This is a genomic window from Streptomyces sp. NPDC088124, assembly GCF_040685895.1.
Classification (GTDB): Bacteria; Actinomycetota; Actinomycetes; order Streptomycetales; family Streptomycetaceae; genus Streptomyces.
In genome coordinates this window covers 1-24,361 of the sequence record NZ_JBFBJB010000091.1, presented here as the reverse complement: position 1 = coordinate 24,361, position 24,361 = coordinate 1, and the positions used below count along the sequence as shown (strand labels likewise).

The following is a 24,361-nucleotide window of genomic DNA, read 5'->3' as shown; positions in this document are numbered from 1 at the left end:
AGCACCCTTGTGCCGTGGTGGGTGGGGGCGGCCGAATCCGTCACTCCGGTCCGCCCGGCTCTTCCCCTGGCGACGCGGCCGGGCTGCCCGCAGGTTCTCTGCTCCCGCGCCTGTACCCACCCTAATCGCCAACGCCGCCGATACGGCAGGGTGGACCGCCCCGTCAACATCCGTCCCGTACAGCCCGCCCCGTCCCCAGACGGCCCCGGCCGCGCGGAGCGTGCGCCTCCGGCACCGTACGGGGCGGCACACGGGGCCGGGAGAACGGTGCAAGGGTGGCCAAATCCATACATCCGCGCGCGTGATGGCAGCCGGAATCGCAACGGACGCGCCGCACCGGACGCGCCGCACCGGACGCGCCGCACCGGGCGCACCGCACCGGGCGCACCGCACCCCGTGTGTACCGCGCGCCCTCAGTCCATCCGGCGCGCGCTGCCCAACAATCCGGTCTCGGCGTCCGTCGCCTGCGTCATCACGAACTGCCGGTCCCGCGGGGTGCACCAGAGCGTCACCCCGTCGGAGAGCGTCGACAGCGCCTCCGTCTCGACGCGCGGCAGGCTCATGATCCGGCCGATCTGCGCCGCCTCGTCCGGCGACACCCGCTGAAGGCCGACGAGTGCCGACTTCTCCATCAGACGCGGCGCCACCGGGCTGAGGTAGGGCAGGAGCGTCAGCACCGACTGCCACGGCGCCGACACCACACGCCCGCGCGGCGGCCGCATCCCGCAGTCCCGCACCACGATCACCGGACTGCCGGCGGAGGCGCCCTGGGGCGGCACCCGTCCCACGTCGTGCAGCGTGACGCAGGGAGTGCCCCCGCCCGCCGCCTGCGCGAGTCCGGTCCAGACGTGCGCCCGGCCCGTCTCCACGGCGATACGCGCACCGGTTGCGGCGGCCCGCAGCACCAGCACCTGCGCCGTCCACAGGCCACCGATCAGCGTGATGTCGTACGGAGTGGGCCGGTTGACGCCGAGAACGGCGGGCCGGTTCCCCGCGTCCACGCCGATCACCACGCCGTCGTCCCCGACCGGCAGGGCCAGCGCCTCCAACTGGTCCACGGAGAGCGCGTGGCGCTCACGGCGGGGCCCGATCAGCCCGAAACCGATCCGCGGCCTGCCCCGGCCCCTCACCGGCTCCCGCATCATCGCGGGCATCGGAGCCGGAGCGGGGCCCCCTGCCGGAGCCGAACCCGGCCCGGAAGCCGCTCCCGGAGCCGCCGGCACCGGAGCGGGCCCACGCACGGGCGCGGGCCCGGTGGTCGGTACGGACATCAGCGAGTACCCCCGAGCGGAAGAGTGGCGAGCATCGCGGGCACCTGCTCGCGGTCCAGACGCACCAGCCCGGTCTTCACCCCGCGGGCCGCGCGCTCCAGTTCATGACGGGCGGCCACCAGCTCCTCGTCGCTGCGCCCCGTGATCCGTACGTGGCCGCTGACCGTCACCCCCTGCCGTTCACCGCGCCCCAGCGTGAGGCTGAAGGTCGTGGCGAGCGCCGGGATCGACGTCAGCAGCGCGACGAGCTGCGGCATCGGCGCCCCGCCGCCGAGCTCCGGCCAGCGGGCCACCCAGTACGAGGTGTGTCTGCGGTCGTCGCACCGCCACGTACGCGACGTTTCCATGGTCCGCCGCACCGGCGTCTCCGTACGCCCTGCCTGCGCAATGGCCAGCGGGTTGGCGCACGACGAGACGGCTATCGCCGCGGTCAGCTCCTGCTCGGTCAGCACCGAGGCACGGAATCCCGCGCCCGCCAGCCGGCTGGAGAGCTGATCCGCGGCGCGCACCACACACTTCTGGGCGCCCCGCAGACCGCCGCCCCGTGCCGCCACCGCTTCCGGGCAGAGTTCGGGGTCGAGCTTGAGCGCTATCCACGTGATCCGTACGGCGGGGGAGCCGGTCCGGGCCTGCAACGGCGCGTAGTTGCGGGCCGCCACCGACTGCTCCGGCAGATGCGGGGCGGGCGCGGGCTGCGTGTGCTGCACGATCTGGGCGGACTCCAGCCGTACGTCGTCCACGTCGAGCGCGTCCCGTACGAGACGGACGGGGAGCGGCCTGGCCGCGCGGTCGGGCCGCAGCGCCGTGGCGTCCGACTCGACCTGCAGCACCACCGTCAGGAACGTGCCGTCACCGATCAGCCCGATCGGGCGCCGGTCACGGTCGCTGTACGCGTATGTGCGCAGCGCCGGGTCGCACTCCACGGCGGGCGCCAGCCCAGGCTCCGTACCTGCGGGAATCACCAGGGAGGCGGCCCTGCGCGTGCGGGCGCGCAGGGCGAGAACCGTCGCGAGCCAGTCGGGCAGCGCACGCCGGTGCCTGCGGACCAGGGCCAGCAGCACCAGCAGCGTGGCGAGCACACCGGCCGGGACCAGCAGCAGGGGGCTGATGACCCACGCCACCAGCAGCACGGCCGCGGCCAGCTCGATCAGGACGAGTTGTTGCATTCGAAACGGTCCGAAATGCCCTGGCCGCGCCTTCCGTCCGGGCGTCGCCTGGCCTGGGGAGCCGGCGGCGGACGGCGCGGTCGCGGCAGGCCGCGTCTGCGTCGCTGAAGCCATGATGGAGAAACCCCCCAATTCGTCCCGATCGCCCTGGCCGACCAGGGTGTTGGCAGCTGGATCACCCTACCCGCCCCACCAGCACGCCCGGCCTACAGGCATAGTAGGGGGCCGGTCCGACACTCAGGCAGGGCCCGGGGGCCATGCCGACGTGCCCTGTCCCCGGGAGGAGACCGAGCCTTTTTTCATCGATGGGGACTCATGGCATCACGGCGGGATGAGCTCAACGCGTACACCTTCGCGAAGAAGCGTACGGTGGCCGCATTTCTCCAACCCTCGGCCACCAGCACGGAGGAAGGCGCGCCCAGACCGTTGCGCGCCGTCGTCCCCGGACTGATCGCCGGCGCGCTGATCCTGGCGGGGTTCGGAGCCTGGGGGATGTTCAAACCCACCGCGCCCAAGGACTGGGCGGAGCCGAACACCAAGGTGATCGTCGGAAAGGACTCCACCACACGCTACGTGGTACTGAGCACCGGTGAGGGGAAGCAGAAGGAGACGCTCCTCCATCCCGTGCTCAATCTCGCGTCGGCCCGGCTCCTGCTCACCCCGAAGCAGTTCGCGGTCATCCAGGTACCCGACAAGATCCTGGACGCGGGCAAGCCCCCGCGCGGCCCCGTACTGGGCATTCCGTACGCGCCCGACCGGCTGCCCAGTGAGAAGGACGCGGGCGAGCCCAAGCGGTGGGCCGTCTGCGAGCAGCCGGGCGCCGGCAAGGGCGGCAGCGTCCAGAAGGCCGCGTTCCTCTTCGCCGAACGCGACCTCGGGAGGACGGAGGGCGGACAGCGGCTGACCGGTGCTCAGGTGCTGTACGTGAAGGGCCAGAAGGGCGACCGCTATCTCGTCGACGCCGACGGTACGAAGTACCTGGTGCGCGACAAGCAGAGCGACAACCTCACCCGGGCGCTCGTCGGTGACCGGGAGCCGCAGTCCGTCACCGACGACTGGCTGGACACCCTGCACACCGGCAGCCCCGTCGACTTCCCCGAGGTCCCCGGAGAAGTCGCCTCCGACGCGGGGGTCGGAGGCGGACTCACCGCGGAGCAGGACCGGGTGGGGAAGGTGCTGCTCGCCCAGACCGGCGCGGGGCCGCAGCACTACGTCGTCCTCCAGGGCAAGGTCCAGCCGGTGTCGGAGTTCACCGCCTGGCTGCTGATCAACTCCCCGCAGACCGGCGACCTGGAGATGGGCGGCGAGGCCGACACCGTGGACGCGCAGTCGCTCACGCCGGACACGGAGACCTTCGGCGCGGAGAACCGCTGGCCCGAACGGCGCGCCGCCCAGGTCAACACGGAGCGCGGCGAAGGCGCCCGCGACACGGTGTGCAGCGTGCTGCGCTCGGTCGACGACAAGGGCCGCGCGACGCTCTCCACCTGGGCCGGCGCGGCGTACCCCGCGGACATCACCGCCGGAGGCACGAGCACGTACGTCACCCCCGGCAGCGGACTGCTCTACACGCAGGTGCGGGGGCGGCAGACCAACCCCGACGGTTCGCTCTTCCTGGTGACGGACACCGGGCTGCGGTACGCGGTCCAGGCGAACGGCGACAGCGACGCGGCGCGGTCGGACATCGGCGCGGGGGAGCGGCAGGAGCAGCAGGACGGCCGCCCCGAGCCCAGCGAGGCCCAGATAAGACTCGGCTACGAGAAGGTCACCCCGGCCCTGGTCCCGATCGCCTGGTCGGAGTTCCTGTCGAAGGGGCCGCGCCTCGACACCAACAGCGCGCGTCAGCCGCAGGGCTCGTGAGGGAGGACCGGGAGCTGATGGCTGCGATGCCTCACGTACGTGCGAAATCCGCCCTGGCGGCCGCCGGGGCGGCACTGACGGCGCTCACGGCCCTGACCGGGTTCCGGCCCGCCCCCGCCGCGGAAGGGCCCGGTACGGGGCGCGGGGAAGCCTCCTGGAACTTCGGGATAAACGGCAGCGGCGAATGCTCCTTCCCCATGAAGCAGCAGATCGCGGGCACCCCGTGGCCGCTCCAGCGCGTGATCCTCGACGAACTGTGGGCGGACACCAAGGGCGAGGGGGTGAGCGTCGCCGTCATCGACACCGGGGTCGACAACACCAACCGGCAGCTGAGGAAGGCCGTCGACACCTCCGCGGGAACCGAGTTCCTGGCCAAGGAAATGGAGAAGGGCAAGGACGGCGACGGTACGGACGACAAGGTCGGCCACGGCACCAAGGTCGCCGGGATCATCGCCGCGCGCCCCCGTAAGGGCACCGGATTCGTCGGACTGGCCCCCGAGGCCACCATCATCCCGATCCGCCAGAACGACGAGAAGAACAGCGGCCAGGACACCACCATGGCCAAGGCGATCGACCACGCCATCGCTCAGAAGGCCGACGTCATCAACATCTCCCAGGACACCACGAAGCCGCTGACGGAGGACTCCACCCTGGGCCGCGCCGTACGCCGCGCCCTCGACAACGACATAGTCGTCGTCGCCTCGGCGGGCAACGACGGTGTCGACGGACGGCGCAAGAACACCTATCCCGCCGCTTTCGACGGCGTTCTCGCCGTCGCCGCCTCCGACCGCAACAACGAGCGCGCGCCGTTCTCCCAGTCCGGGACGTTCGTGGGGGTGGCGGCGCCCGGCGTGGACATCGTCTCCACCGTCCCCGGCAACGGCCAGTGCGTCGACAACGGGACGAGCTTCTCCGCCCCGTACGTCGCGGGCGTCGCCGCGCTGCTGCGCGCCAAGCACCCGAAGTGGAAGGCGCACCAGGTCGTCGCGCAGATCGAGCAGACCGCCGAACGCAGCGTCAACGGCCATGACGACTTCGTCGGTTGGGGTGTCGTCGACCCGGTCCGCGCGCTCACCGAGGACGACCGCGCACCCGAGTCCCCGCGCCCCGACCCGGGCCCGCCCAAGCCGCCCGCGCCGGAACCCGCCCATCTCGCGCTCTCCGAGACCCCCCAGGAACGCTCGGAGCGGTACGCCACGTACGCCCTGGGGATCGGCGGCGTGCTGGTCGCGGTCGTCGCGGGCTCGGCCACCGTGCTGCGGGACCTGCGGCGCCGGGACGCACGGCGCGGGGCCTCGCGCCGACGGGCATGAGCACACGCGCGGCGGGGCGGGAGGCATCGGAGCGAGTGAGCGGGAGGCATCGCGGAGGGCGGGAGAGCGCACGGAGGGCAGTCGGGACCGCCGCGCGCTTTGCAATGAGTTCCGATGAATTCCGGTGAGTGAAGTCGATCTCTCTCCCGAAACCGGTGTTGGGGCCAGGAGGGGATATGGCTAGAGTGACCATGGCTTCACGAGTGCGATGAGGTCCATGGGGTCGACGGGGGTCATGGGGGACCTGACATGACGGGGGACATGCTGGACGGCGGAGAGGACTCCCGCCGCCCGGACAGTGACGCGTACCGTCCCGTCCCACCGGAAAGCCGCCCCCACCCATTGCTTCCCCCTCTTCTGAGACACGGGGGCAAGCGCGACGTACGTACGGGACCGTCCGGGGAACACACCACGGCCGGTTCCGGCGGCGCGCGCGAAGAGAAGAAGCCCGGCGGCGACCGCGTGTGCCGGGCTGGGAACCGATAGATAGGACTCCGGATGAGCAGCCCCACAGGTGGGTTCGGACTTTCTGACGACCCGGTCGTCCAGGCGAAGAACAAGATCACCGAGACCAAGGAGCAGGTCTCCAAGCAGGCGCGGGAACTGGCCGACATCATCGCGACGGTCAGCGCAGGGTGGACGGGTGTCGGCGCCTCGGGCTTCGTCTCGGCCCAGGTGATGATCAACGAGGACCACGACGCGATCCTCCGGCTGCTCACCGTCCTGGAGAACGCGGTCGGCCAGACGAAGAACCTGAGCAACGAGCAGGACGACGACGTGCGCGCCCAGTTCGCCGCCGCCAGGACCGAGGCCAACCAGAACACCTCGGGTCTCAACAACATCTGACCGACCGACCCGTTCGCGGCCACAGGGCCGACCGATCACACTTCGAGCTTCGAGGAGAACAGCATGGCCGGCACAGATCCGGGCACCCGGGTTCGGTACGAGAGCGTCCAGGAGATGGCCAACCGCATCCGGACGGTGTCGAAGAACATCGTCCAGGACCTCCAGGAGATGGACCAGGCGCTCAAGGTCGTCACCGACACGTGGGACGGTGAGGCGCACCGGGAGTACGAGGCCCTCCAGCGCAAGTACAAGGGCAACGCCACGCACATGAAGGACCAGCTGGAGAAGGTCGCCAAGCTCATCGAGGGCGGCAAGGACGGCTACCGAGCCACGGACAAGAAGGCCTCGCAGTACTTCACCGAGGCGTACTGACCCGGCACCACCGTCCGGCCCGCGCCGGGAACACGGGAGGGGCACGCACCGTATGTACCGGGCGTGCCCCTCGGCCGTCTCCTCCAGCGGGCTCTCCAGCCCTACCGGGGACGCCCGCTCACTTCAGATCGAACTCGCCGTCCCTGGCCCCGAGCACGAACGCCCGCCACTCGGCTTCGGTGTACCGCAGCACGGTGTCGTGATCCATGGACGATCGCATCGCGACTGCCCCGCCCGGGAGATACGCGATCTCCACCCGCTCCTCGTCCGGACTCGTGCCGGGAGCGCCCTGCCACTCCACGCCACTGATGTCCAGCGCGTACAGCTCGTCCTTCTCCTGCTGAGTACCCATCAGGGGCCTCCCCTTCTTCATCACGCTACGGAGTTGCAGACCAAAGTATCCGTAGTCGGCGCCGTCCCTCGCCCCGGATACGGCGGCTCGTCTCTGCCGCCACGGGCATGGGAGGTCAGGAGACGAGGTCCAGCAGCCTGGCCACCGCGGATCTGATGGCCCCTCCCAGCGTGAGGTCGGCCGTGTTGACGCCGGTGAAGACAACGGCGATGGAGATGTCGGCCGGCTCGGCCGGTCCGCTCACCTCGACGACCTGACGCTTTCCGCTCATGCGCCCCTTCCTGGAGACCGCGACGCGCACTCCTTCACGAGCCAGGGCGTAGCTCTTCCCGCCTCTGCCGGCCGTGCAGGTGTACGCGTATCCGCCATGGGCAAGACGCAGCGAACGCCCCGCTTTTCCCAGGTCTCCTGCACTTTTTTCAGCCCCAGCGCCGTCTCTCAGCACTCCAGGGCCGTGACCACACTTCCGGACGACTCGTCCGCCCAGTCGCCGGCCTTTTGGTGTTCGGCTCCAGTTCCGTCTCCATGGTGTTCGCCGCCGACGACTTCTGGGCGGGTGTCGCCGCCAGGTCCTCGGTTCCGGCGGGCAGCGACGACGGCGCCCCGCCGACGTCGGCACTGTTCAGCCGCATGCCCGTCGAACGGCTCTCCGCGGCGCCGGAGCGCAGTCGGACCCATTCCTCGTCAAATCCCCTGTGTGTCTCTCCCTGTTGTGACTTCGGTTCAGGCGCGCGCCCAGCTCATGCGCCTCACACACTCATGCGCCTCACACGCCCGGCAGCCGGCCCGTCTGCACCAGCGGATTGCCGCGCCGCCGCGACGCGAAGTAGCCGCGGCCCGGCGGCATCGGTGTCGCCCGTACGCGGCCGATCAGGTCGCCCTCCGACGGGTCGCCCGACAGGACCACGCCCTGGGCCCCCAGTTCCAGCACGCGCTGCATGAACGGCTCGTACAGGGCGCGGGAGGCGCCTGCGGCGTTCCGCGCGATGATGAAGCGGACCCCGGTGTCCCGGGCGAAGGGCAGGTATTCGGCCAGCGGGGCCAGCGGGTTCCCCGAGTTGGTCGCCACCAGGTCGTAGTCGTCGATGATGATGAAGATCTGCGGCCCGGTCCACCAGCTCCGGTCCCTGAGCTGCTGCGGCGTGACATCCGTCGGGGGCTGGCGGCGCGAGAAGACGCCACCCAGCGCCTCCATGTGCATCTGCAGGGACGAGGCCATCGGCGCGTACTCCAGCAGATGCTGCTCCGACAGCGCCCCCAGCAGCGTCCTCCGGTAGTCGCCGACCACGAACTTCGCCTGGTCGGGCGTGTATCGCTCGGCGAGCTGCTTCGCGATCAGCCGCAGCAGGTTGGTCTTGCCCGACTCGCTCTCGCCGAAGACCAGGAAGAACGGGTCGGTCTCGAAATCGACGAACACCGGCTCCAGATTGGTCTCGTCGATCGCGACCGCGATGCCGGACTGCGGGAACTCGAACCCCTTCGGCAACTGGTCGGCGGGGAGCTTGCGCGGCAGCAGCCGCACCGTCGGGGCCGACGGGCCCGCCCAGTACGTCCGCGCCGCCCGTACGAACGACGCCGTGCCCTCCGAGAGGTCCGACGCGTCGCTCACCCCGTCGACCCGCGGCAGCCCGCTCATGAAGTGCAGCTTCTGCGGCACCTGCCCGCGGCCCGGCACCCCCTGCGGGACGTTCGCCGCGACCTTGCGGTCGAACTCGGAGTCCATGACATCGCCGAGCCGCAGCTCCAGCCGGCCGAGCATCTGGTCCTTGAGCGCCGCCCGCACCTCCATGTAGCGCGCGGCGGTGACCACGACGTGGACGCCGTAGCCGAGACCGCGCGCGGCGATGTCGGAGATGATCGGCTCCAGCATGTCGTAGTCGTTCCGGAAGCCGCCCCAGCCGTCGATGACCAGGAAGACATCGCCCCACGCCTCGCCGGGCAGCTCTCCCGCCGCCCGCTTGCGCCGGAACGTGGCGATCGAGTCGATGCCGTTCGCGCGGAAGAACTCCTCCCGCCGGTTGAGTACGCCCAGCACCTCCGCGACGGTGCGCCGCACCCGCTCCGGATCCAGCCGCGAGGCGACCCCGCCCACATGCGGCAGCTCCGCCAGCGAGGAGAGCCCGCCACCGCCGAAGTCCAGCGCGTAGAACTGCACCTCCCGCGGCGTGTGGGTGAGCGCGAACGACGAGATCAGCGTGCGCATCAGCGTCGACTTGCCGGACTGCGGACCGCCCACCACCAGCATGTGACCGGCCGCCCCGGAGAAGTCCCGGTAGAGCACCTCACGGCGCTGCTCGAAAGGCTTGTCGATCAGACCGAGCGGCACGGTCAGCCCGCCGGGACGTGAGTACTCCGTCGCGTTCAGCCCGCGCGCCTCCGTCACCGCGATCCCCGGCAGCAACTGGTCCAGCGTCGGCGCCTCGTCCAGCGGCGGCAGCCACACCTGGTGCGCCGGCACCCCCTGCCCGTCCAGCCGGCGCACGATGACATCGAGCACCGTGTCCGCCAGCGCGTCGTCCTCCGACGCCGGTACGAACACCGCCGCCGGGTCCGGCGCCGCGTACACCACCGGCACCGGCGCCGCCGTGAACAGCACCGGCCGCCGCTCGACGGGAAGCTGCCCCACCGACAGGTCCGGCCCGCCCGCGCGGTACGTACCCGAGACGTACGCCGCCTTGAACCGCGTCATCTCGTCCGTACCGAACTTCAGATACCCCGAGCCCGGCACCGACGGCAGGTGGTACGCGTCCGGCACCCCCAGTGCCGTACGGGACTCCGCCGCCGAGAAGGTGCGCAGACCGATGCGGTACGAGAGATACGTGTCGAGACCGCGCAGCTTGCCCTCCTCCAGGCGCTGCGAGGCCAGCAGCAGATGCACGCCCAGCGAACGGCCGATCCGGCCGATCTGGATGAACATGTCGATGAAGTCGGGCTTCGCAGTCAGCAGCTCGGAGAACTCGTCGATGACCAGGACCAGCGAGGCCAGCGGCTCCAGCGCGGCGCCCGCCGCCCGCGCCTTCTCGTAGTCATGGATGTTGGCGTAGTTGCCGGCCGAACGCAGCAGCTCCTGACGGCGCTGCAGCTCACCGCGGATCGCGTCCCCCATGCGGTCCACCAGCGTCAAGTCGTCCGCCAGGTTCGTGATGACCGCCGCCACGTGCGGCATCTGCGACATCCCCGCGAACGTGGCACCTCCTTTGAAGTCGGCGAGAACGAAGTTCAGCGTCTCCGAGGAGTGCGTGACCGCCAGCCCCAGCACCAGCGTGCGCAGCAGCTCCGACTTCCCCGACCCCGTCGCGCCGACACACAGCCCGTGCGGCCCCATGCCCTCCTGCGCGGCCTCCTTCAGGTCCAGCATCACCGGACCGCCGTCCTCACCGACCCCGATCGGCACCCGCAGCCGCTCCGCCGTCGAACGGGGCCGCCACGTACGGGCCACATCCACGGCGCCCGCGTCGCCCAGGCCGAGCAGATCCGTGAAGTCCAGGTTGGCCAGAAGCGGTTCGTCGTCGTCGCCCCCGCCCGTACGCAACGGCGCGAGCTGGCGGGCCAGTGCCTCCGCCGCGGGCAGCGAGATCCCGTCGGGCATCCCCTCGTACGCCACACCCCCGCCGGACTCCAGCCGCAGCCGCCCGGGCCGTACGACCACCGAGAGGCCGCCCCGCGGCTCGTCCAGCTCCCCCGGCACCACCTCGACGATCGTCACGCCCTGGACACCCTCGGCCGCCGCGAAGAGCGAGTCCGGGGGCACCATCCCGCCGTCGAGCACGACGACCACATGCGGCTGGTCGAGCACCGGCGACGCATCCCTGCCGAACCGCCCCCGCCCCTCCAGCCGGCTCCGCAGCAGCTCTTCGAGCTCTCCGAGGTCATCGCCGAACAGCCGCTTCGTACCGGCCCCGTCGATCTGCCCTGGCACCTGCGTGTGGGGCAGCCACTTCGTCCACTCCCAGCGCCCCGCCGCGCCCGGCGACACCACCACCGCGACCATCAGGTCCTCGCAGGAGTGCAGCGTCACCAGCTGGGCGACCAGCGCCCGCGCCGCGGCCTGCGCCGACTCCTGCTCACCGGAGACCGTCACGTGGTAGAAGGCGCGCATCGACACCGCCATGGGCAGCCCGTCCAACGAGCCGTGCACCGCGAGGAACCGCTGCATCGCCCCGGCGCACAGCGGCTCCAGCTCGTCCACGGGCGCCGTGTCCGGCGCCACCAGCGGCGTCGCGAGCTGCTGCGCCCCCAGCCCGATCCGCGCCTGCCCGAAATCCTTGTCGCCGACGCGCCGTTCCCACACCCGCGACCCCTCGGCCACCACCGACCAGAGCTGCTCGGGGGAGGGGTGCAGATAGAGCTGCGCGTCGCGCTGCGCGCGCGCCGTCCTGCGCACCGTACGCCGCGTCTGCGCCAGATACTTGAGATAGTCGCGCCGTACGTCGGCAATTTGCCCCTGCGTACCCCGGCGGTATCTGACGATCTGCGCGCCGATCATCGCGACCGTCGAGAACAGCATCAGAACGCCCATGATCCGCATGAACGGCGGCGCTTGGGGCGAGAAGAAGAAGACCACCGACGAGCCCATGCCGAGCACCGGCAGGATCTGCATCAGCATGCCCTCCTGCTGACCACGCGGCAGTTCGGGCGGCGCTTCCAAAGTCAGCGCATCCGAGGGCACTTCCGGCGGAAGGGAACGTGGCGGGCGTTTGACAATGATCTGGCTCACCGGCGTATCAATCCCTCAAGACGGACGGGCGATTCCGTACCGGCGCCCCCGTGGCGACGGCGTCGCTCCGCGCGACCGTGATCCTACGTGCAGCCGCACCGCACCCCTCCCGGTAGGGTGACGCGCGCACCGTGCGCAACCGCGAATCAGGGGGAACAGACACGTGAGTACGACCGCAGCGACCGGCTTCTGCCGCGTCACTGTCGTGGCGCCGGACAGCAGGATCGATGTCGCACTCCCGGAGGACATCGCCGTCGCCGACGTCCATCCGGAGATCCTGCGGCTCACCGGCCAGACGCAGACGGCGGGCACGCCCACCGGCTACCACCTCGTACGGCGCGACGGCACCGTCCTCGACGGCGCCCGCACTCTCGCCGCGCAGCAGGTGCTCGACGGCGAGATCCTCAGCCTGCGCCCCTTCGCCGAGTCCCTGCCGCCCGCCGTCTTCGACGACGTCTCCGACGCCGTCGCCTCCGCCGTACGCCGCGACCGCCACCTCTGGAGCGACGACCTGCTGCGCGGCGCCGGCCTCGTCGGCGGGGTCCTGCTCCTCGTGCTCATGGGCTTCGTCCTGTGGTTCGCCGACCCCGTACGCCACGACATGCACGGCCTGCCCGGCATCATCGCGGGTGTCGTCGGCGTCCTGCTGACCGCCTTCGCGGGCGTACGGGGCCGGGTGTACGCGGACCGTGCCTCCGCCGTCGCCCTCGGCCTCGGCGCGCTGCCCCTGCTGCTCATCGCCGGCTCCGGCATCCTCGCTCCCGACCCGGGACAAGGGCCCGGTCGGCTCCAGTTCCTGCTCGGGTGCGTCACCGTCCTCGTCGCGTCCGTCATCCTCGTCGCGCTCACCCCGAGCGGTGACGCGCCCTTCGTCGCCGCCACGTTCCTGGCGACCGTCGGCACCCTCGCCACGTTCGTCATGATCCTCACCGAGGCGTCGGCCACCGACACCGCGGCCGTGTGCGTCCCCGTCGCCGTCGGCCTCGTCGCCTTCCTGCCCGGTCTCTCCGCGCGCTTCGCCCGCCTCCCCATCGGCTACGCCTCGCCGCGCGCCGCCGGGGACGGCGCCTCCGACGGCATGTCCGACGCGTACGACCCGGCCGGCGACCCGGACACCGCCCCCGACGCCGAGCCCGTTGACGCCGCGCGCATCGCCGCACAGGCCCGCCGCGGCCACGAGATGCTCCTCGGCCTGGTCGGCGGCTGCGCGGCGGTCGTCGTCGGCGCCGCCGCGGTCCTCGGCTTCTCGGACAGCGTCTGGGCCCAGCTCCTGGCCCTCACGGCGGGCCTGGCGACCCTGCTGCGCGCCCGCCTGTTCCGCTACACCTCGCAGGTCGTCTGCGCGCTCACCGCGGGCATCGCCGCGATCGCCCTGCTGATCCTCGGGCTCTCACTGAACCCGCCCGCCGACCATGTCAGGGAACTGCTGATGTACGGGGACCGCGGCGCCCTCGACATCCGTACGATCTGGCTCACCGCGAGCGTCGCCGCCGGCGCCGCCCTGATCACCGCGATCGGCCTGATCATCCCGCGCAAGGGACTCTCCCCGTTCTGGGGACGCCTCCTCGACCTCGCCGAGGGCGCGGTGCTGCTCTCGCTGGTCCCGCTCTGCCTCGCCGTGCTCGACGTCTTCAGCGCGGCCCGCGCGCTCACCGGCTGACCGCCGCGAGCGTCCCACCCCGGGGCTGATACCCTGGGCGACGGCCGTTTGTGTATGTGACCGCTGAAGCCCCCTGGCCCGGCGGTCGGCGCGCAACGGATCTCCCGCCTCCCGAGTAACGGAAGCTCCCCAGAGTATTCGACCTGGGGCACTCGGTGGCCAAGAAGACTCACGAGGAGTACGCGTGTCGCTCGACGCCGCTACGAAGAAGCAGATCATGACCGAGTTCGGCACCAAGGAAGGTGACACCGGCTCCCCCGAGGTCCAGGTCGCCATGCTGTCGCGCCGGATCTCGGACCTGACCGAGCACCTCAAGCTCCACAAGCACGACCACCACTCGCGCCGTGGCCTGCTCATCCTGGTCGGGCAGCGCCGCCGCCTGCTCCAGTACCTGGCCAAGAAGGACATCCAGCGCTTCCGTGCGCTGGTCGACCGCCTGGGCATCCGCCGCGGTGCGGCCGGCGGCGCCAAGTAGCACGCCGTGAAAGGGAGCGGTTCCCCCGTCCAGGGAACCGCTCCCTTCGCCGTATGTACGGGGCCGTACGTACCGGCCCCGGAGGCGGAGCGGGCGCCTCGCCCGGGGCGGCCGGAATGCCGTCCCGCGGCCGGGCTCAGTAACCTGGACGCACGAGCACAACCGAAGAGCACGAGCGCATGAGCGCAAACTGAAGAGGGGGAGCGACCTCCACCGCCGCCGGTCCTCGGTAGTGGCGCCCGGAAAGGCGCGGCCCATGCCGCCGCCCCGGGAGCTTCGATCGAAGACCGGCCCGCACCAAGGAGCGCTCCTCCGCCACGTCCCCTGCCACACGGGCACCGGACGAAGACGAGGAGAAATCACTAGTGGAGAACGAGACCCACTACGCCGAGGCCGTCATCGACAACGGAACCTTCGGCACCCGCACCATCCGCTTCGAGACGGGCCGGCTGGCCAAGCAGGCCGCCGGTTCCGCCGTCGCGTACCTGGACGACGACACCATGGTGCTGTCGGCCACCACCGCCTCCAAGAAGCCCAAGGACCAGCTCGACTTCTTCCCCCTCACGGTGGACGTCGAGGAGCGGCAGTACGCGGCCGGCAAGATCCCCGGCTCCTTCTTCCGCCGCGAGGGCCGGCCCTCCGAGGACGCGATCCTCACCTGCCGCCTTATCGACCGTCCGCTGCGCCCCTCCTTCAAGAAGGGCCTGCGCAACGAGATCCAGATCGTCGAGACGATCATGGCGCTCAACCCCGACCACCTGTACGACGTGGTCGCGATCAACGCCGCCTCCTGCTCCACGCAGCTCGCGGGCCTGCCCTTCTCCGGCCCGATCGGCGGCACCCGTGTCGCGCTGATCAAGGGCCAGTGGGTCGCCTTCCCGACCCACACCGAGCTGGAGGACGCCGTCTTCGACATGGTCGTCGCCGGCCGGGTCCTGGAGGACGGCGACGTCGCGATCATGATGGTCGAGGCCGAGGCCACCACGAAGACCATCCAGCTCGTCAAGGACGGCGCCGACGCGCCCACCGAAGAGGTCGTTGCCGCCGGTCTGGAAGCCGCGAAGCCCTTCATCAAGGCGCTCTGCAAGGCCCAGGCCGACCTCGCCGCCAAGGCCGCCAAGCCCACCGGCGAGTTCCCGGTCTTCCTCGACTACCAGGACGACGTCCTGGAGGCCCTCACCGCGGCCGTCCGGTCCGAGCTGGCCCAGGCGCTCACCATCGCGGGCAAGCAGGACCGCGAGGCCGAGCTGGACCGCGTCAAGGAACTGGCCGCGGAGAAGCTGCTCCCGCAGTTCGAGGGGCGCGAGAAGGAGATCTCCGGCGCCTACCGCGCGCTCACGAAGTCCCTCGTCCGCGAGCGTGTCATCAAGGACAAGGTCCGCATCGACGGCCGCGGCGTCACGGACATCCGTACGCTCGCCGCCGAGGTCGAGGCCATCCCGCGGGTGCACGGCTCCGCGCTGTTCGAGCGTGGCGAGACGCAGATCCTGGGCGTCACCACCCTCAACATGCTCCGCATGGAGCAGCAGCTCGACACCCTCTCCCCGGTGACGCGCAAGCGCTACATGCACAACTACAACTTCCCGCCGTACTCCGTCGGTGAGACCGGCCGCGTCGGCTCCCCGAAGCGCCGCGAGATCGGCCACGGCGCGCTCGCGGAGCGCGCCATCGTGCCGGTACTCCCGACGCGCGAGGAGTTCCCGTACGCGATCCGCCAGGTCTCCGAGGCGCTGGGCTCCAACGGCTCGACGTCCATGGGCTCGGTCTGCGCCTCCACCATGTCGCTGCTGAACGCCGGTGTGCCGCTCAAGGCCCCCGTCGCCGGTATCGCCATGGGCCTGATCTCCCAGGAGATCGACGGCAAGACCCACTACGTCGCCCTCACCGACATCCTCGGTGCGGAGGACGCCTACGGCGACATGGACTTCAAGGTCGCCGGTACGAAGACGTTCGTCACCGCGCTCCAGCTCGACACCAAGCTCGACGGCATCCCCGCCTCGGTCCTGGCCGCCGCGCTGAAGCAGGCCCGCGACGCCCGTCTCCACATCCTCGACGTGATGAACGAGGCCATCGACGTCCCGGACGAGATGTCCCCGAACGCCCCGCGGATCATCACCGTCAAGATCCCCGTGGACAAGATCGGCGAGGTCATCGGCCCCAAGGGCAAGATGATCAACCAGATCCAGGAGGACACCGGCGCCGACATCACGATCGAGGACGACGGCACGATCTACATCGGTGCCGCCGACGGACCGGCCGCCGAGGCCGCCCGCGCCACGATCAACGGCATCGCCAACCCGACCATGCCGGAGGTCGGCGAGCGCTACCTGGGCACGGTCGTCAAGACGACCACCTTCGGCGCGTTCGTGTCGCTGCTCCCGGGCAAGGACGGACTGCTGCACATCTCGCAGATCCGCAAGCTCGCGGGCGGCAAGCGCGTCGAGAACGTCGAGGACGTCCTCGGAGTGGGCCAGAAGGTCCAGGTCGAGATCGCCGAGATCGACCAGCGCGGCAAGCTCTCCCTCATCCCCGTGATCGAGGGCGAGGAGTCCACCGAGTCCGAGGACGCGAAGGACGACGCTTCCAAGTGACATCCAGCTCCAGGACGACGGCCCGCACCTCCTCCGAGGCGCGGGCCGTCGCCCGTACCCAAACCCTGCTCAAGGGCGAGAACGGGATCGGCACGGTCCGCCGTACGACCCTCCCCGGCGGCCTGCGCGTGGTCACCGAAACCCTGCCGTCGGTGCGCTCCGCGACCTTCGGTATCTGGGTACAGGTCGGCTCCCGCGACGAGACCCCCGCCCTCAACGGCGCCACGCACTATCTGGAGCACCTGCTCTTCAAGGGCACGCGGCGGCGCAGCGCCCTCGACATCTCCTCCGCGATCGACGCGGTCGGCGGCGAGATGAACGCGTTCACCGCCAAGGAGTACACCTGCTACTACGCGAGGGTGCTCGACACCGACCTGCCCCTCGCCATCGACGTCGTCTGCGACATGCTCACCGGCTCGCTCATCGAGGCGTCGGACGTCGACGCCGAGCGCGGTGTCATCCTCGAAGAGATCGCGATGACCGAGGACGACCCGGGCGACTGCGTGCACGACCTGTTCGCGCAGACCATGTTCGGCGACACCCCCCTCGGGCGCCCCGTCCTCGGCACCGTGGACACCGTCAACGCCCTGGACCGCGACCGGATCAGCCGCTTCTACCGGAAGCACTACGACCCGACGCGCCTCGTCGTCGCCGCGGCGGGCAACGTCGACCACGCCACGGTGGTACGCCAGGTCCGCAAGGCGTTCGACCGGGCCGGCGCGCTCTCCCGTACGGACGCCGTCCCCGTCGCGCCGCGCGACGGCAGCCGCGCCGTACGGGCCGCGGGCCGGGTCGAGGTGCTGAACCGCAGGACGGAGCAGGCCCATGTCGTCCTCGGCATGCCGGGCCTCTCCCGTACCGACGAGCGCCGCTGGGCCCTCGGCGTACTGAACACGGCGCTCGGCGGCGGCATGAGTTCGCGCCTCTTCCAGGAGGTGCGGGAGAAGCGCGGCCTCGCGTACAGCGTCTACTCGTACACCTCGGGCTTCGCCGACTGCGGCCTCTTCGGGGTCTACGCGGGCTGCCGCCCGAGCCAGGTCCACGATGTCCTGAAGATCTGCCGCGACGAGCTGGACCGTGTCGCGGCGGACGGCCTCGCCGACGACGAGATCGGGCGCGCCGTCGGCCAGCTCTCCGGCGCCACCGTCCTCGGCCTGGAGGACACCGGCGCGCTGATGAACCGCATCGGCAAGAGCGAGCTGTGCTGGGGCGCCCAGATGTCCGTCGACGAGATGCTGACCCGGATAGCGGCGGTCACCCCCGACGAGATACGCGCGGTCGCCCGCGATGTACTGGGACAGCGTCCCTCGCTGTCCGTCATCGGACCGCTGAAGGACAAGCAGGCCGCCCGCCTCGACGAAGCGGTCTCCTGACCGGGCCGCCCGGTCGGGCCGTACCCCCGAAGGTGAAGGAAACAGAGCAATGAGCAAGCTGCGCGTGGCCGTTCTGGGCGCGAAGGGCCGTATCGGCACCGAGGCCGTACGGGCCGTCGAAGCCGCCGAGGATCTCGAACTGGTCGCGGCCCTCGGCCGGGGCGACCGGCTGGAGAGCCTGGTGGAGGCCGGCGCCGAGGTCGTGGTGGAGCTGACCACCCCGGCCTCGGTGATGGGCAACCTCGACTTCTGCGTACGCCACGGCATCCACGCGGTCGTCGGCACCACCGGCTGGACCGACGAACGGCTCGCGCAGCTGCACACCTCGCTCGACGCCTCCCCGCGGACGGGTGTGCTGATCGCGGCGAACTTCTCCATCGGCGCGGTCCTCACCATGAAGTTCTCCGAGACGGCCGCCCGTTACTTCGAGTCCGTCGAGGTCATCGAGCTGCACCACCCCAACAAGGCCGACGCGCCCTCCGGGACCGCCACCCGCACCGCGCAGCTCATCGCCGCCGCCCGCGCCGAGGCGGGCAGCGCCCCGCAGCCCGACGCGACGGTCACCGCGCTGGACGGGGCGCGCGGCGCCGACGTCGACGGCGTACCGGTGCACTCCGTACGGCTGCGCGGCCTCCTCGCGCACCAGGAGACCATCCTGGGCGGCGAGGGCGAGACCCTCACCATCCGCCACGACTCGCTGCACCACAGCAGCTTCATGCCGGGCATCCTGCTCGGCGTACGGCGCGTGGGGAGCGCCCCGGGGCTCACCGTCGGGCTCGAACACTTCCTCGACCTGGGCTGACCGCCATGCGTGCGAAGATCACCTACTGTGTCACGGCCGCCGTCCTGGTCGTCTATTTCGTTCTGGTCGGCAGCCGCGGCGTGCTGCTCATCGAGCACGGCACGGCGCTCACCGTCACCTTCGGTGTCGCGGTGCTGATCCTGCCCGTCATCGGCGTCTGGTTCCTCTGGATGAACACCCGGTTCGTCCACCGCGCGAACCGGCTCGCGGCGGAGCTGGAGGCCGAGGGCGGGCTGCCGGTCGACGAACTGGTCCGTACGGCGGGCGGCCGCATCGACCGGGACTCGGCGGACGCCGTCTTCGCGGCGCGCCGCGCCGAGACGGAGGACGCGCCGGACGACTGGCGCTGCTGGTTCCGGCTGGCGGTCGCCTACCACGACGCCCGGGACACCCCGCGCGCCCGCAAGGCGATGCAGCGGGCCATCGCGCTCCACGACGGCAGGCCCGTCCAGGCCTGACCGATGGCGCCCCGGGCGCCGCGGCTGACCTGCGCGTACGGCGCCACAGGTCCCTTGCGTGCCGGGTACACGACGGAGCGGGGCCCGGCCACCAGTGGCCGGGCCCCGCTCCGTCGCCCCGTCATGCGCGGGGCGTCGTTTCCGCTCAGGCGCCGCGGTACTCGTCGCCCCATGCCTCGACCGTGTCGGCCGCCCGGTCGAACGCCTCCGTACGGGACAGGAAGTCGGCGTTGTGGTCGGTGAGCAGCGGCAGGGGTTCACTCTGACGGCGTACGACGACCAGCGCCTGTCCCTGGACGGTACGGGGCAGCCCGAGCCAGCGCACCGGCTGCTGGACCGTCCGTACGGCGGTGGCCTGGTTCCACGGCAGGGTCGTCGTACGGAGCAGGGCCACGCGCCGTACGCCGTGGCGGCTCACCCACGCGCCGACGCGCAGCAGCCGGAGCGCGGCGGCGATGGCGACGGCGGCGACGCTCAGGCAGAACGCGGCGCCCGACATCTCGCCGGCGAAGGCGGTGACCATCGCCGCGAGCAGAACGAACGAGGCCAGCAGCAGAAGCAGCGCGGACGCCGCCACCCGCCACGGGCCCGGGCGGTACGGACGCCGCCAATGATCATGATCGTCGAAGGGCAGTGCGACATCGTCGGTGGTCGCGTCAAACGCCCGGTCGGCCGTCAGGAAGGGCAGGGGCACGACTGATCCTCACTCACAAGCACGCTCGATTGCTGTGCCCGGTGAGGTTATCGATCAGGCCCCTGCCCGGACCACCCCAGGGGGGCCGGATGTGTCAGCGGCCCTGCGAGGCTTCCGACTGCTGGGAATGGCCGGACGACTGGGCCGTGTCCAGCGACGGCATCCCGAGGAGCAGCGAACCGGCGAAGCCGGCCGCGACCGTGAGCCCGATCAGCGTACGGCTGACGAGCTGCGAGGTGCTGGCGCGCTCTCTGGGCGGGGGAGTGACATTACTGCGGAAGCGGTCGGCCTCGGCGACGAATGTGAACGGAACGGCCTCTCGCCGGCGGAACATGGAGGGACTCCTCCTTGCGGTCTGGTGCGGTCGTGATGTGTAACGCCGCTGGTGTGTCGATTGCTACTTCTTCTGACGAACAACAGCGCCAATTGGTGCCCGAATTCCCCGGATTGGCCGAGGAACACCGCCCGTGGCCGACGCCGCCCGCGGCGGTCGGCGCCGCCCGGTGTCAGTGCCGCGCCGTAGAGTGGGCGCCGCCCGAGCGACGCGACTGGAAGGACCCCGCCGGTGAGCGACACCCCCACCGAGACCAAACCGAGCTTCCGCAGCGATGTCACCGTGGAGCTGGTCAAGCATGCCGCGGGCGACTCCGACGTGCTGTGGGCCGCACGCGTCTCCACCGCGGGCGAGCACTCCCTCGACGAGCTGACGAAGGATCCCGAGCGCTCGAAGGGCCTGATCAATTTCCTGATGCGGGACCGCCACGGCAGCCCGTTCGAGCACAACTCGATGACTTTCTTCATCAGCGCTCCGATCTTCGTCTTCCGCGAGTTCATGCGCCATCGCGTCGGCTGGTCGTACAACGAGGAGTCCGGCCGCTACCGGGAGCTGCAGCCGGTCTTCTACGTCCCGGGGGAGGACCGCAAGCTCGTCCAGCAGGGCCGCCCCGGAAAGTACGAGTTCGTGGCCGGGAGCGAGGCCCAGCAGGCTCTCACCGAGCGCACGCTGGAGAACGCGTACGTCCAGGCGTACGAGGCGTACCAGGAAATGCTGGCAGCGGGCGTGGCCCGCGAGGTGGCCCGCGCGGTGCTGCCCGTCGGCCTCTTCTCCTCGATGTACGCGACGTGCAACGCGCGCTCGCTGATGCACTTCCTCGGCCTGCGTACCCAGCACGAACAGGCGAGGGTCCCCTCCTTCCCGCAGCGGGAGATCGAGATGGTCGGGGAGCGGATGGAGGAGCACTGGGCGAAGCTCATGCCGCTCACCCACGCGGCTTTCAACATGAACGGCCGTGTCGCGCCGTAGGGGAGCCACACCGGAGCCACTCCCCTTGGGAGGACTGGGATCCAGGGGGTTCCCCCGGTCTCAGGAGATCCGTCCGGGGCACAGATGTACGGTCGGTCGAGTGAAGTGTCCGGATTGCGGCGTTTCGAGAAGTTCATCTAGGCTGATCAAACGGACCCGGCACTGCCTGAACCCCCGAGCAGGCAGTGCCGGGCTCCTCTTGTCCCGTCCCCCAAGGGGACACGGCGAGCTGAGCAGCGAGTAGCGTGTTACCCATGGCTCCGATCTCCACTCCGCAGACCCCCTTCGGGCGGGTCCTCACCGCCATGGTCACGCCCTTCACGGCTGACGGCGCACTCGACCTCGACGGTGCGCAGCGGCTCGCCGTCCATCTGGTGGACGCAGGCAACGACGGCCTGATCCTGAACGGCACCACCGGTGAGTCGCCGACCACCAGTGATGCGGAGAAAGACCAGCTCGTACGGGCCGTACTGGAGGCGGTAGGAGACCGGGCCCACATCGTCGCCGGCGTCGGCACCAACGACACCCGGCACAGCCTGGAGCTGGCCCGCGCGGCGGAGCGCGCCGGAGCGCACGGCCTCCTCGCTGTGACCCCGTACTACAACAAGCCGCCGCAGGAAGGACTCCTGCGGCACTTCACGGCCATCGCCGACGCCACCGGCCTGCCGGTCATGCTCTACGACATCCCAGGCCGCAGCGGTGTCCCCATCGACACCGAGACCATCGTCCGGCTCGCGCAGCACCCGCGGATCGTCGCCAACAAGGACGCCAAGGGCGACCTCGGCCGCGCCAGCTGGGCCATCGCGCAGTCCGGCCTCGCCTGGTACTCCGGCGACGACATGCTCAACCTCCCGCTGCTCTCCGTCGGCGCGGTCGGTTTCGTCTCCGTGGTCGGCCACGTGGTCACCCCGGAGCTGCGCGCCCTGCTCGACGCCCACCTCACCGGTGACGTCCAGAAGGCCACGGAGATCCACCAGAAGCTGCTCCCTGTGTTCACCGGCATGTTCCGCACGCAGGGCGTGATCACCACCAAGGCCGCCCTCACCCTGCAGAAGCTGCCGGCCGGCCCGCTGCGCCTCCCGCTCGTCGAGCTGTCGGCCCATGAAACGGCTCAGCTCAAGATCGATCTGGCCGCGGGCGGGGTACAGCTCTGATCACAGACTTCACAACTGAATACAGGAACACAGCAGATCAAGATCAAAGGTCACGACCGGTAACCGCGGGTCGTGGTCAACACCGGTACATCGGTACACACCGACAACTGCAAGTGCACGAATGTCACGCGCGCCACGTGCCTCAGCGGTACGTGGCGCGCGTGGTGAGGAGAGTCTTTTGAGTCATCCGCATCCTGAACTCGGCGCCCCGCCGAAGCTGCCCAAGAACGGCCTGCGCGTCACGCCGCTCGGTGGTCTGGGCGAAATCGGCCGCAACATGACGGTCTTCGAGTACAACGGCCGTCTGCTCATCGTCGACTGCGGCGTCCTCTTCCCGGAGGAGGAGCAGCCGGGCATCGACCTGATCCTGCCGGACTTCAGCACCATCAGGGACCGTCTCGACGACATCGACGGGGTCGTGCTCACGCACGGCCACGAGGACCACATCGGCGGCGTCCCCTACCTGCTCCGACTGAAGCCCGACATCCCGCTGATCGGCTCCAAGCTGACCCTCGCGCTGATCGAGGCGAAGCTCCAGGAACACCGCATCCGCCCGTACACCCTTGAGGTCACCGAGGGTCACCGCGAGCGCATCGGGCCGTTCGACTGCGAGTTCGTCGCGGTCAACCACTCCATTCCGGACGCCCTGGCGGTCGCGATCCGCACACCGGCCGGCATGGTCGTCCACACGGGCGACTTCAAGATGGACCAGCTCCCGCTGGACCGCAGGCTGACCGACCTGCCCACCTTCGCCAAGCTCGGCGAGGAGGGCATCGACCTGCTGCTCTCGGACTCCACCAACGCAGAGGTGCCGGGCTTCGTCCCGCCGGAGCGGGACATCTCCAACGTCCTGCGCCAGGTCTTCGGCAGCGCGCAGAAGCGGATCATCGTGGCGAGCTTCGCCAGCCACGTCCACCGCATCCAGCAGATCCTCGACGCCGCGCACGAGTACGGCCGGAGGGTCGCCTTCGTCGGCCGTTCGATGGTCCGCAACATGGGCATCGCCCGTGACCTGGGCTACTTGAGGGTGCCCCCGGGCCTGGTCGTCGACGTCAAGACGCTCGACGACCTCCCCGACCACGAGGTGGTCCTCGTCTGCACGGGTTCGCAAGGCGAGCCGATGGCCGCGCTCTCCCGGATGGCCAACCGCGACCACCAGATCCGGATCGTCCAGGGCGACACGGTGATCCTCGCGTCGTCCCTGATCCCGGGGAACGAGAACGCGGTCTACCGCGTGATCAACGGCCTGACCCGATGGGGCGCGAACGTCGTCCACAAGGGCAACGCCAAGGTCCACGTCTCCGGTCATGCCTCGGCCGGCGAACTGCTGTACTTCTACAACATCTGCAAGCCGAAGAACCTGATGCCGGTCCACGGCGAATGGCGCCATCTTCGGGCCAACGCCGAACTGGGCGCGCTGACGGGGGTTCCCAAGGACCACATCGTCATCGCCGAGGACGGCGTCGTCGTCGACCTGGTCGACGGCAAGGCCAGGATCGTGGGCAAGGTCCAGGCCGGTTACGTCTACGTCGACGGGCTCTCGGTCGGTGACGTGACGGAGACATCCCTCAAGGACCGCCGCATCCTCGGCGACGAGGGCATCATCTCGGTCTTCGTGGTGGTGGACTCGACCACCGGCAAGGTCGTCGGCGGCCCGCACTTCCACGCCCGGGGCTCCGGCATCGAGGACTCCGCGTTCTCGGCCGTGCTGCCCAAGGTGGAAGAGGTCATCGCCCGGTCGGCCTCGGACGGCGTGGCGGAGCCGCACCAGATCCAGCAGCTCGTCCGCCGCACGGTCGGCAAGTGGGTCTCCGACACCTACCGCCGGCGCCCGATGATCCTCCCCGTGGTGGTCGAGGTCTGACGGTTCGACGCGGTACCTGGAGCGGGGGGGCGCGGTGTTGGTGGGGGGCCCCCCCGCCCCGTCGGGTTAGGGGCCCCCCGAACCGGGCGCCCC

20 protein-coding genes are annotated in these 24,361 nt (G+C 70.5%); 13 read left to right on the top strand and 7 right to left on the bottom strand.

Annotated elements, in window-relative coordinates:
* Positions 1 to 413: 413 nt before the first annotated feature.
* Entirely contained in the window at positions 414 to 1,145 is a 732-nt protein-coding gene (locus AB0P17_RS40990) for a hypothetical protein (protein WP_365819808.1), read from the bottom strand.
* A 125-nt stretch (positions 1,146 to 1,270) separates the two neighbouring features.
* The gene (gene eccE / locus AB0P17_RS40985; RefSeq protein WP_365819806.1) at positions 1,271 to 2,551 is read right to left on the bottom strand and encodes a type VII secretion protein EccE; all 1,281 of its coding nucleotides are present in this window, start codon (positions 2,549 to 2,551) and stop codon (positions 1,271 to 1,273) included.
* A 201-nt stretch (positions 2,552 to 2,752) separates the two neighbouring features.
* Between eccE and eccB the strand changes: the two genes are divergently transcribed.
* From eccB to AB0P17_RS40965, 4 genes are all read left to right on the top strand, one after another.
* Positions 2,753 to 4,294 (top strand): type VII secretion protein EccB, encoded by a 1,542-nt coding sequence (gene eccB, locus AB0P17_RS40980; protein ID WP_365819804.1) that lies wholly within the window; start codon positions 2,753 to 2,755, stop codon positions 4,292 to 4,294.
* Between the two features lie 26 nt (positions 4,295 to 4,320).
* Positions 4,321 to 5,607 (top strand): type VII secretion-associated serine protease mycosin, encoded by a 1,287-nt coding sequence (gene mycP, locus AB0P17_RS40975; protein WP_365819814.1) that lies wholly within the window; start codon positions 4,321 to 4,323, stop codon positions 5,605 to 5,607.
* Positions 5,608 to 6,105: 498 nt separating this feature from the next.
* Positions 6,106 to 6,453 carry a WXG100 family type VII secretion target gene (locus AB0P17_RS40970; RefSeq protein WP_365819802.1) on the top strand — a complete coding sequence of 116 codons (348 nt, stop codon included), beginning with the start codon at positions 6,106 to 6,108 and terminating at the stop codon, positions 6,451 to 6,453.
* A 63-nt stretch (positions 6,454 to 6,516) separates the two neighbouring features.
* Positions 6,517 to 6,825 carry a WXG100 family type VII secretion target gene (locus AB0P17_RS40965; RefSeq protein WP_365819800.1) on the top strand — a complete coding sequence of 103 codons (309 nt, stop codon included), beginning with the start codon at positions 6,517 to 6,519 and terminating at the stop codon, positions 6,823 to 6,825.
* 118 nt (positions 6,826 to 6,943) lie between these two features.
* On the opposite strand, the gene AB0P17_RS40960 is transcribed toward AB0P17_RS40965, so the two are convergent.
* From AB0P17_RS40960 to eccCa, 3 genes are all read right to left on the bottom strand, one after another.
* Positions 6,944 to 7,177, bottom strand: coding sequence for a DUF397 domain-containing protein (locus AB0P17_RS40960; RefSeq protein WP_329822963.1), 234 nt, complete (start codon positions 7,175 to 7,177; stop codon positions 6,944 to 6,946).
* 115 nt (positions 7,178 to 7,292) lie between these two features.
* Positions 7,293 to 7,448, bottom strand: coding sequence for a hypothetical protein (locus AB0P17_RS40955; RefSeq protein WP_365819798.1), 156 nt, complete (start codon positions 7,446 to 7,448; stop codon positions 7,293 to 7,295).
* Positions 7,449 to 7,943: 495 nt separating this feature from the next.
* The gene (gene eccCa / locus AB0P17_RS40950) at positions 7,944 to 11,894 is read right to left on the bottom strand and encodes a type VII secretion protein EccCa (protein ID WP_365819796.1); all 3,951 of its coding nucleotides are present in this window, start codon (positions 11,892 to 11,894) and stop codon (positions 7,944 to 7,946) included.
* Positions 11,895 to 12,057: 163 nt separating this feature from the next.
* On the opposite strand from eccCa, the gene eccD reads away from it, so the two are divergent.
* The 6 genes from eccD to AB0P17_RS40920 all read left to right on the top strand — a co-directional run bounded on the left by eccD (position 12,058) and on the right by AB0P17_RS40920 (position 19,253).
* A complete protein-coding gene (gene eccD, locus AB0P17_RS40945) occupies positions 12,058 to 13,554 on the top strand; it encodes a type VII secretion integral membrane protein EccD (protein ID WP_365819794.1) in 1,497 nt (498 codons plus the stop codon).
* A gap of 184 nt (positions 13,555 to 13,738) precedes the next feature.
* On the top strand, positions 13,739 to 14,029 hold the full coding sequence (gene rpsO / locus AB0P17_RS40940) for a 30S ribosomal protein S15 (protein ID WP_319685150.1): 291 nt from the start codon (positions 13,739 to 13,741) through the stop codon (positions 14,027 to 14,029).
* 365 nt (positions 14,030 to 14,394) lie between these two features.
* Entirely contained in the window at positions 14,395 to 16,620 is a 2,226-nt protein-coding gene (locus AB0P17_RS40935; protein ID WP_365819792.1) for a polyribonucleotide nucleotidyltransferase, read from the top strand.
* On the top strand, positions 16,617 to 17,993 hold the full coding sequence (locus AB0P17_RS40930) for a pitrilysin family protein (protein ID WP_365819790.1): 1,377 nt from the start codon (positions 16,617 to 16,619) through the stop codon (positions 17,991 to 17,993). Before AB0P17_RS40935 ends, AB0P17_RS40930 begins: the two co-directional genes overlap by 4 nt.
* A 49-nt stretch (positions 17,994 to 18,042) precedes the next feature.
* Positions 18,043 to 18,795 carry a 4-hydroxy-tetrahydrodipicolinate reductase gene (gene dapB / locus AB0P17_RS40925; protein WP_365819788.1) on the top strand — a complete coding sequence of 251 codons (753 nt, stop codon included), beginning with the start codon at positions 18,043 to 18,045 and terminating at the stop codon, positions 18,793 to 18,795.
* A 5-nt stretch (positions 18,796 to 18,800) separates the two neighbouring features.
* Positions 18,801 to 19,253: a hypothetical protein gene (locus AB0P17_RS40920; RefSeq protein WP_365819786.1), complete on the top strand. Its 453-nt coding sequence runs from the start codon at positions 18,801 to 18,803 to the stop codon at positions 19,251 to 19,253.
* Positions 19,254 to 19,398: 145 nt separating this feature from the next.
* On the opposite strand, the gene AB0P17_RS40915 is transcribed toward AB0P17_RS40920, so the two are convergent.
* Together AB0P17_RS40915 and AB0P17_RS40910 are read right to left on the bottom strand one after the other, a co-directional pair.
* A complete protein-coding gene (locus AB0P17_RS40915) occupies positions 19,399 to 19,947 on the bottom strand; it encodes a hypothetical protein (protein ID WP_365819784.1) in 549 nt (182 codons plus the stop codon).
* Positions 19,948 to 20,041: 94 nt separating this feature from the next.
* On the bottom strand, positions 20,042 to 20,281 hold the full coding sequence (locus tag AB0P17_RS40910) for a hypothetical protein (RefSeq protein WP_365819782.1): 240 nt from the start codon (positions 20,279 to 20,281) through the stop codon (positions 20,042 to 20,044).
* 231 nt (positions 20,282 to 20,512) lie between these two features.
* On the opposite strand from AB0P17_RS40910, the gene thyX reads away from it, so the two are divergent.
* From thyX to AB0P17_RS40895, 3 genes are all read left to right on the top strand, one after another.
* Entirely contained in the window at positions 20,513 to 21,250 is a 738-nt protein-coding gene (thyX, locus tag AB0P17_RS40905) for an FAD-dependent thymidylate synthase (protein ID WP_365819780.1), read from the top strand.
* 254 nt (positions 21,251 to 21,504) lie between these two features.
* Complete coding sequence (gene dapA / locus AB0P17_RS40900) at positions 21,505 to 22,404, top strand: 4-hydroxy-tetrahydrodipicolinate synthase (protein ID WP_365819778.1); 900 nt, start codon at positions 21,505 to 21,507, stop codon at positions 22,402 to 22,404.
* A gap of 178 nt (positions 22,405 to 22,582) precedes the next feature.
* The gene (locus AB0P17_RS40895) at positions 22,583 to 24,268 is read left to right on the top strand and encodes a ribonuclease J (RefSeq protein ID WP_365819776.1); all 1,686 of its coding nucleotides are present in this window, start codon (positions 22,583 to 22,585) and stop codon (positions 24,266 to 24,268) included.
* The last annotated feature ends 93 nt before the right edge of the window (positions 24,269 to 24,361 follow it).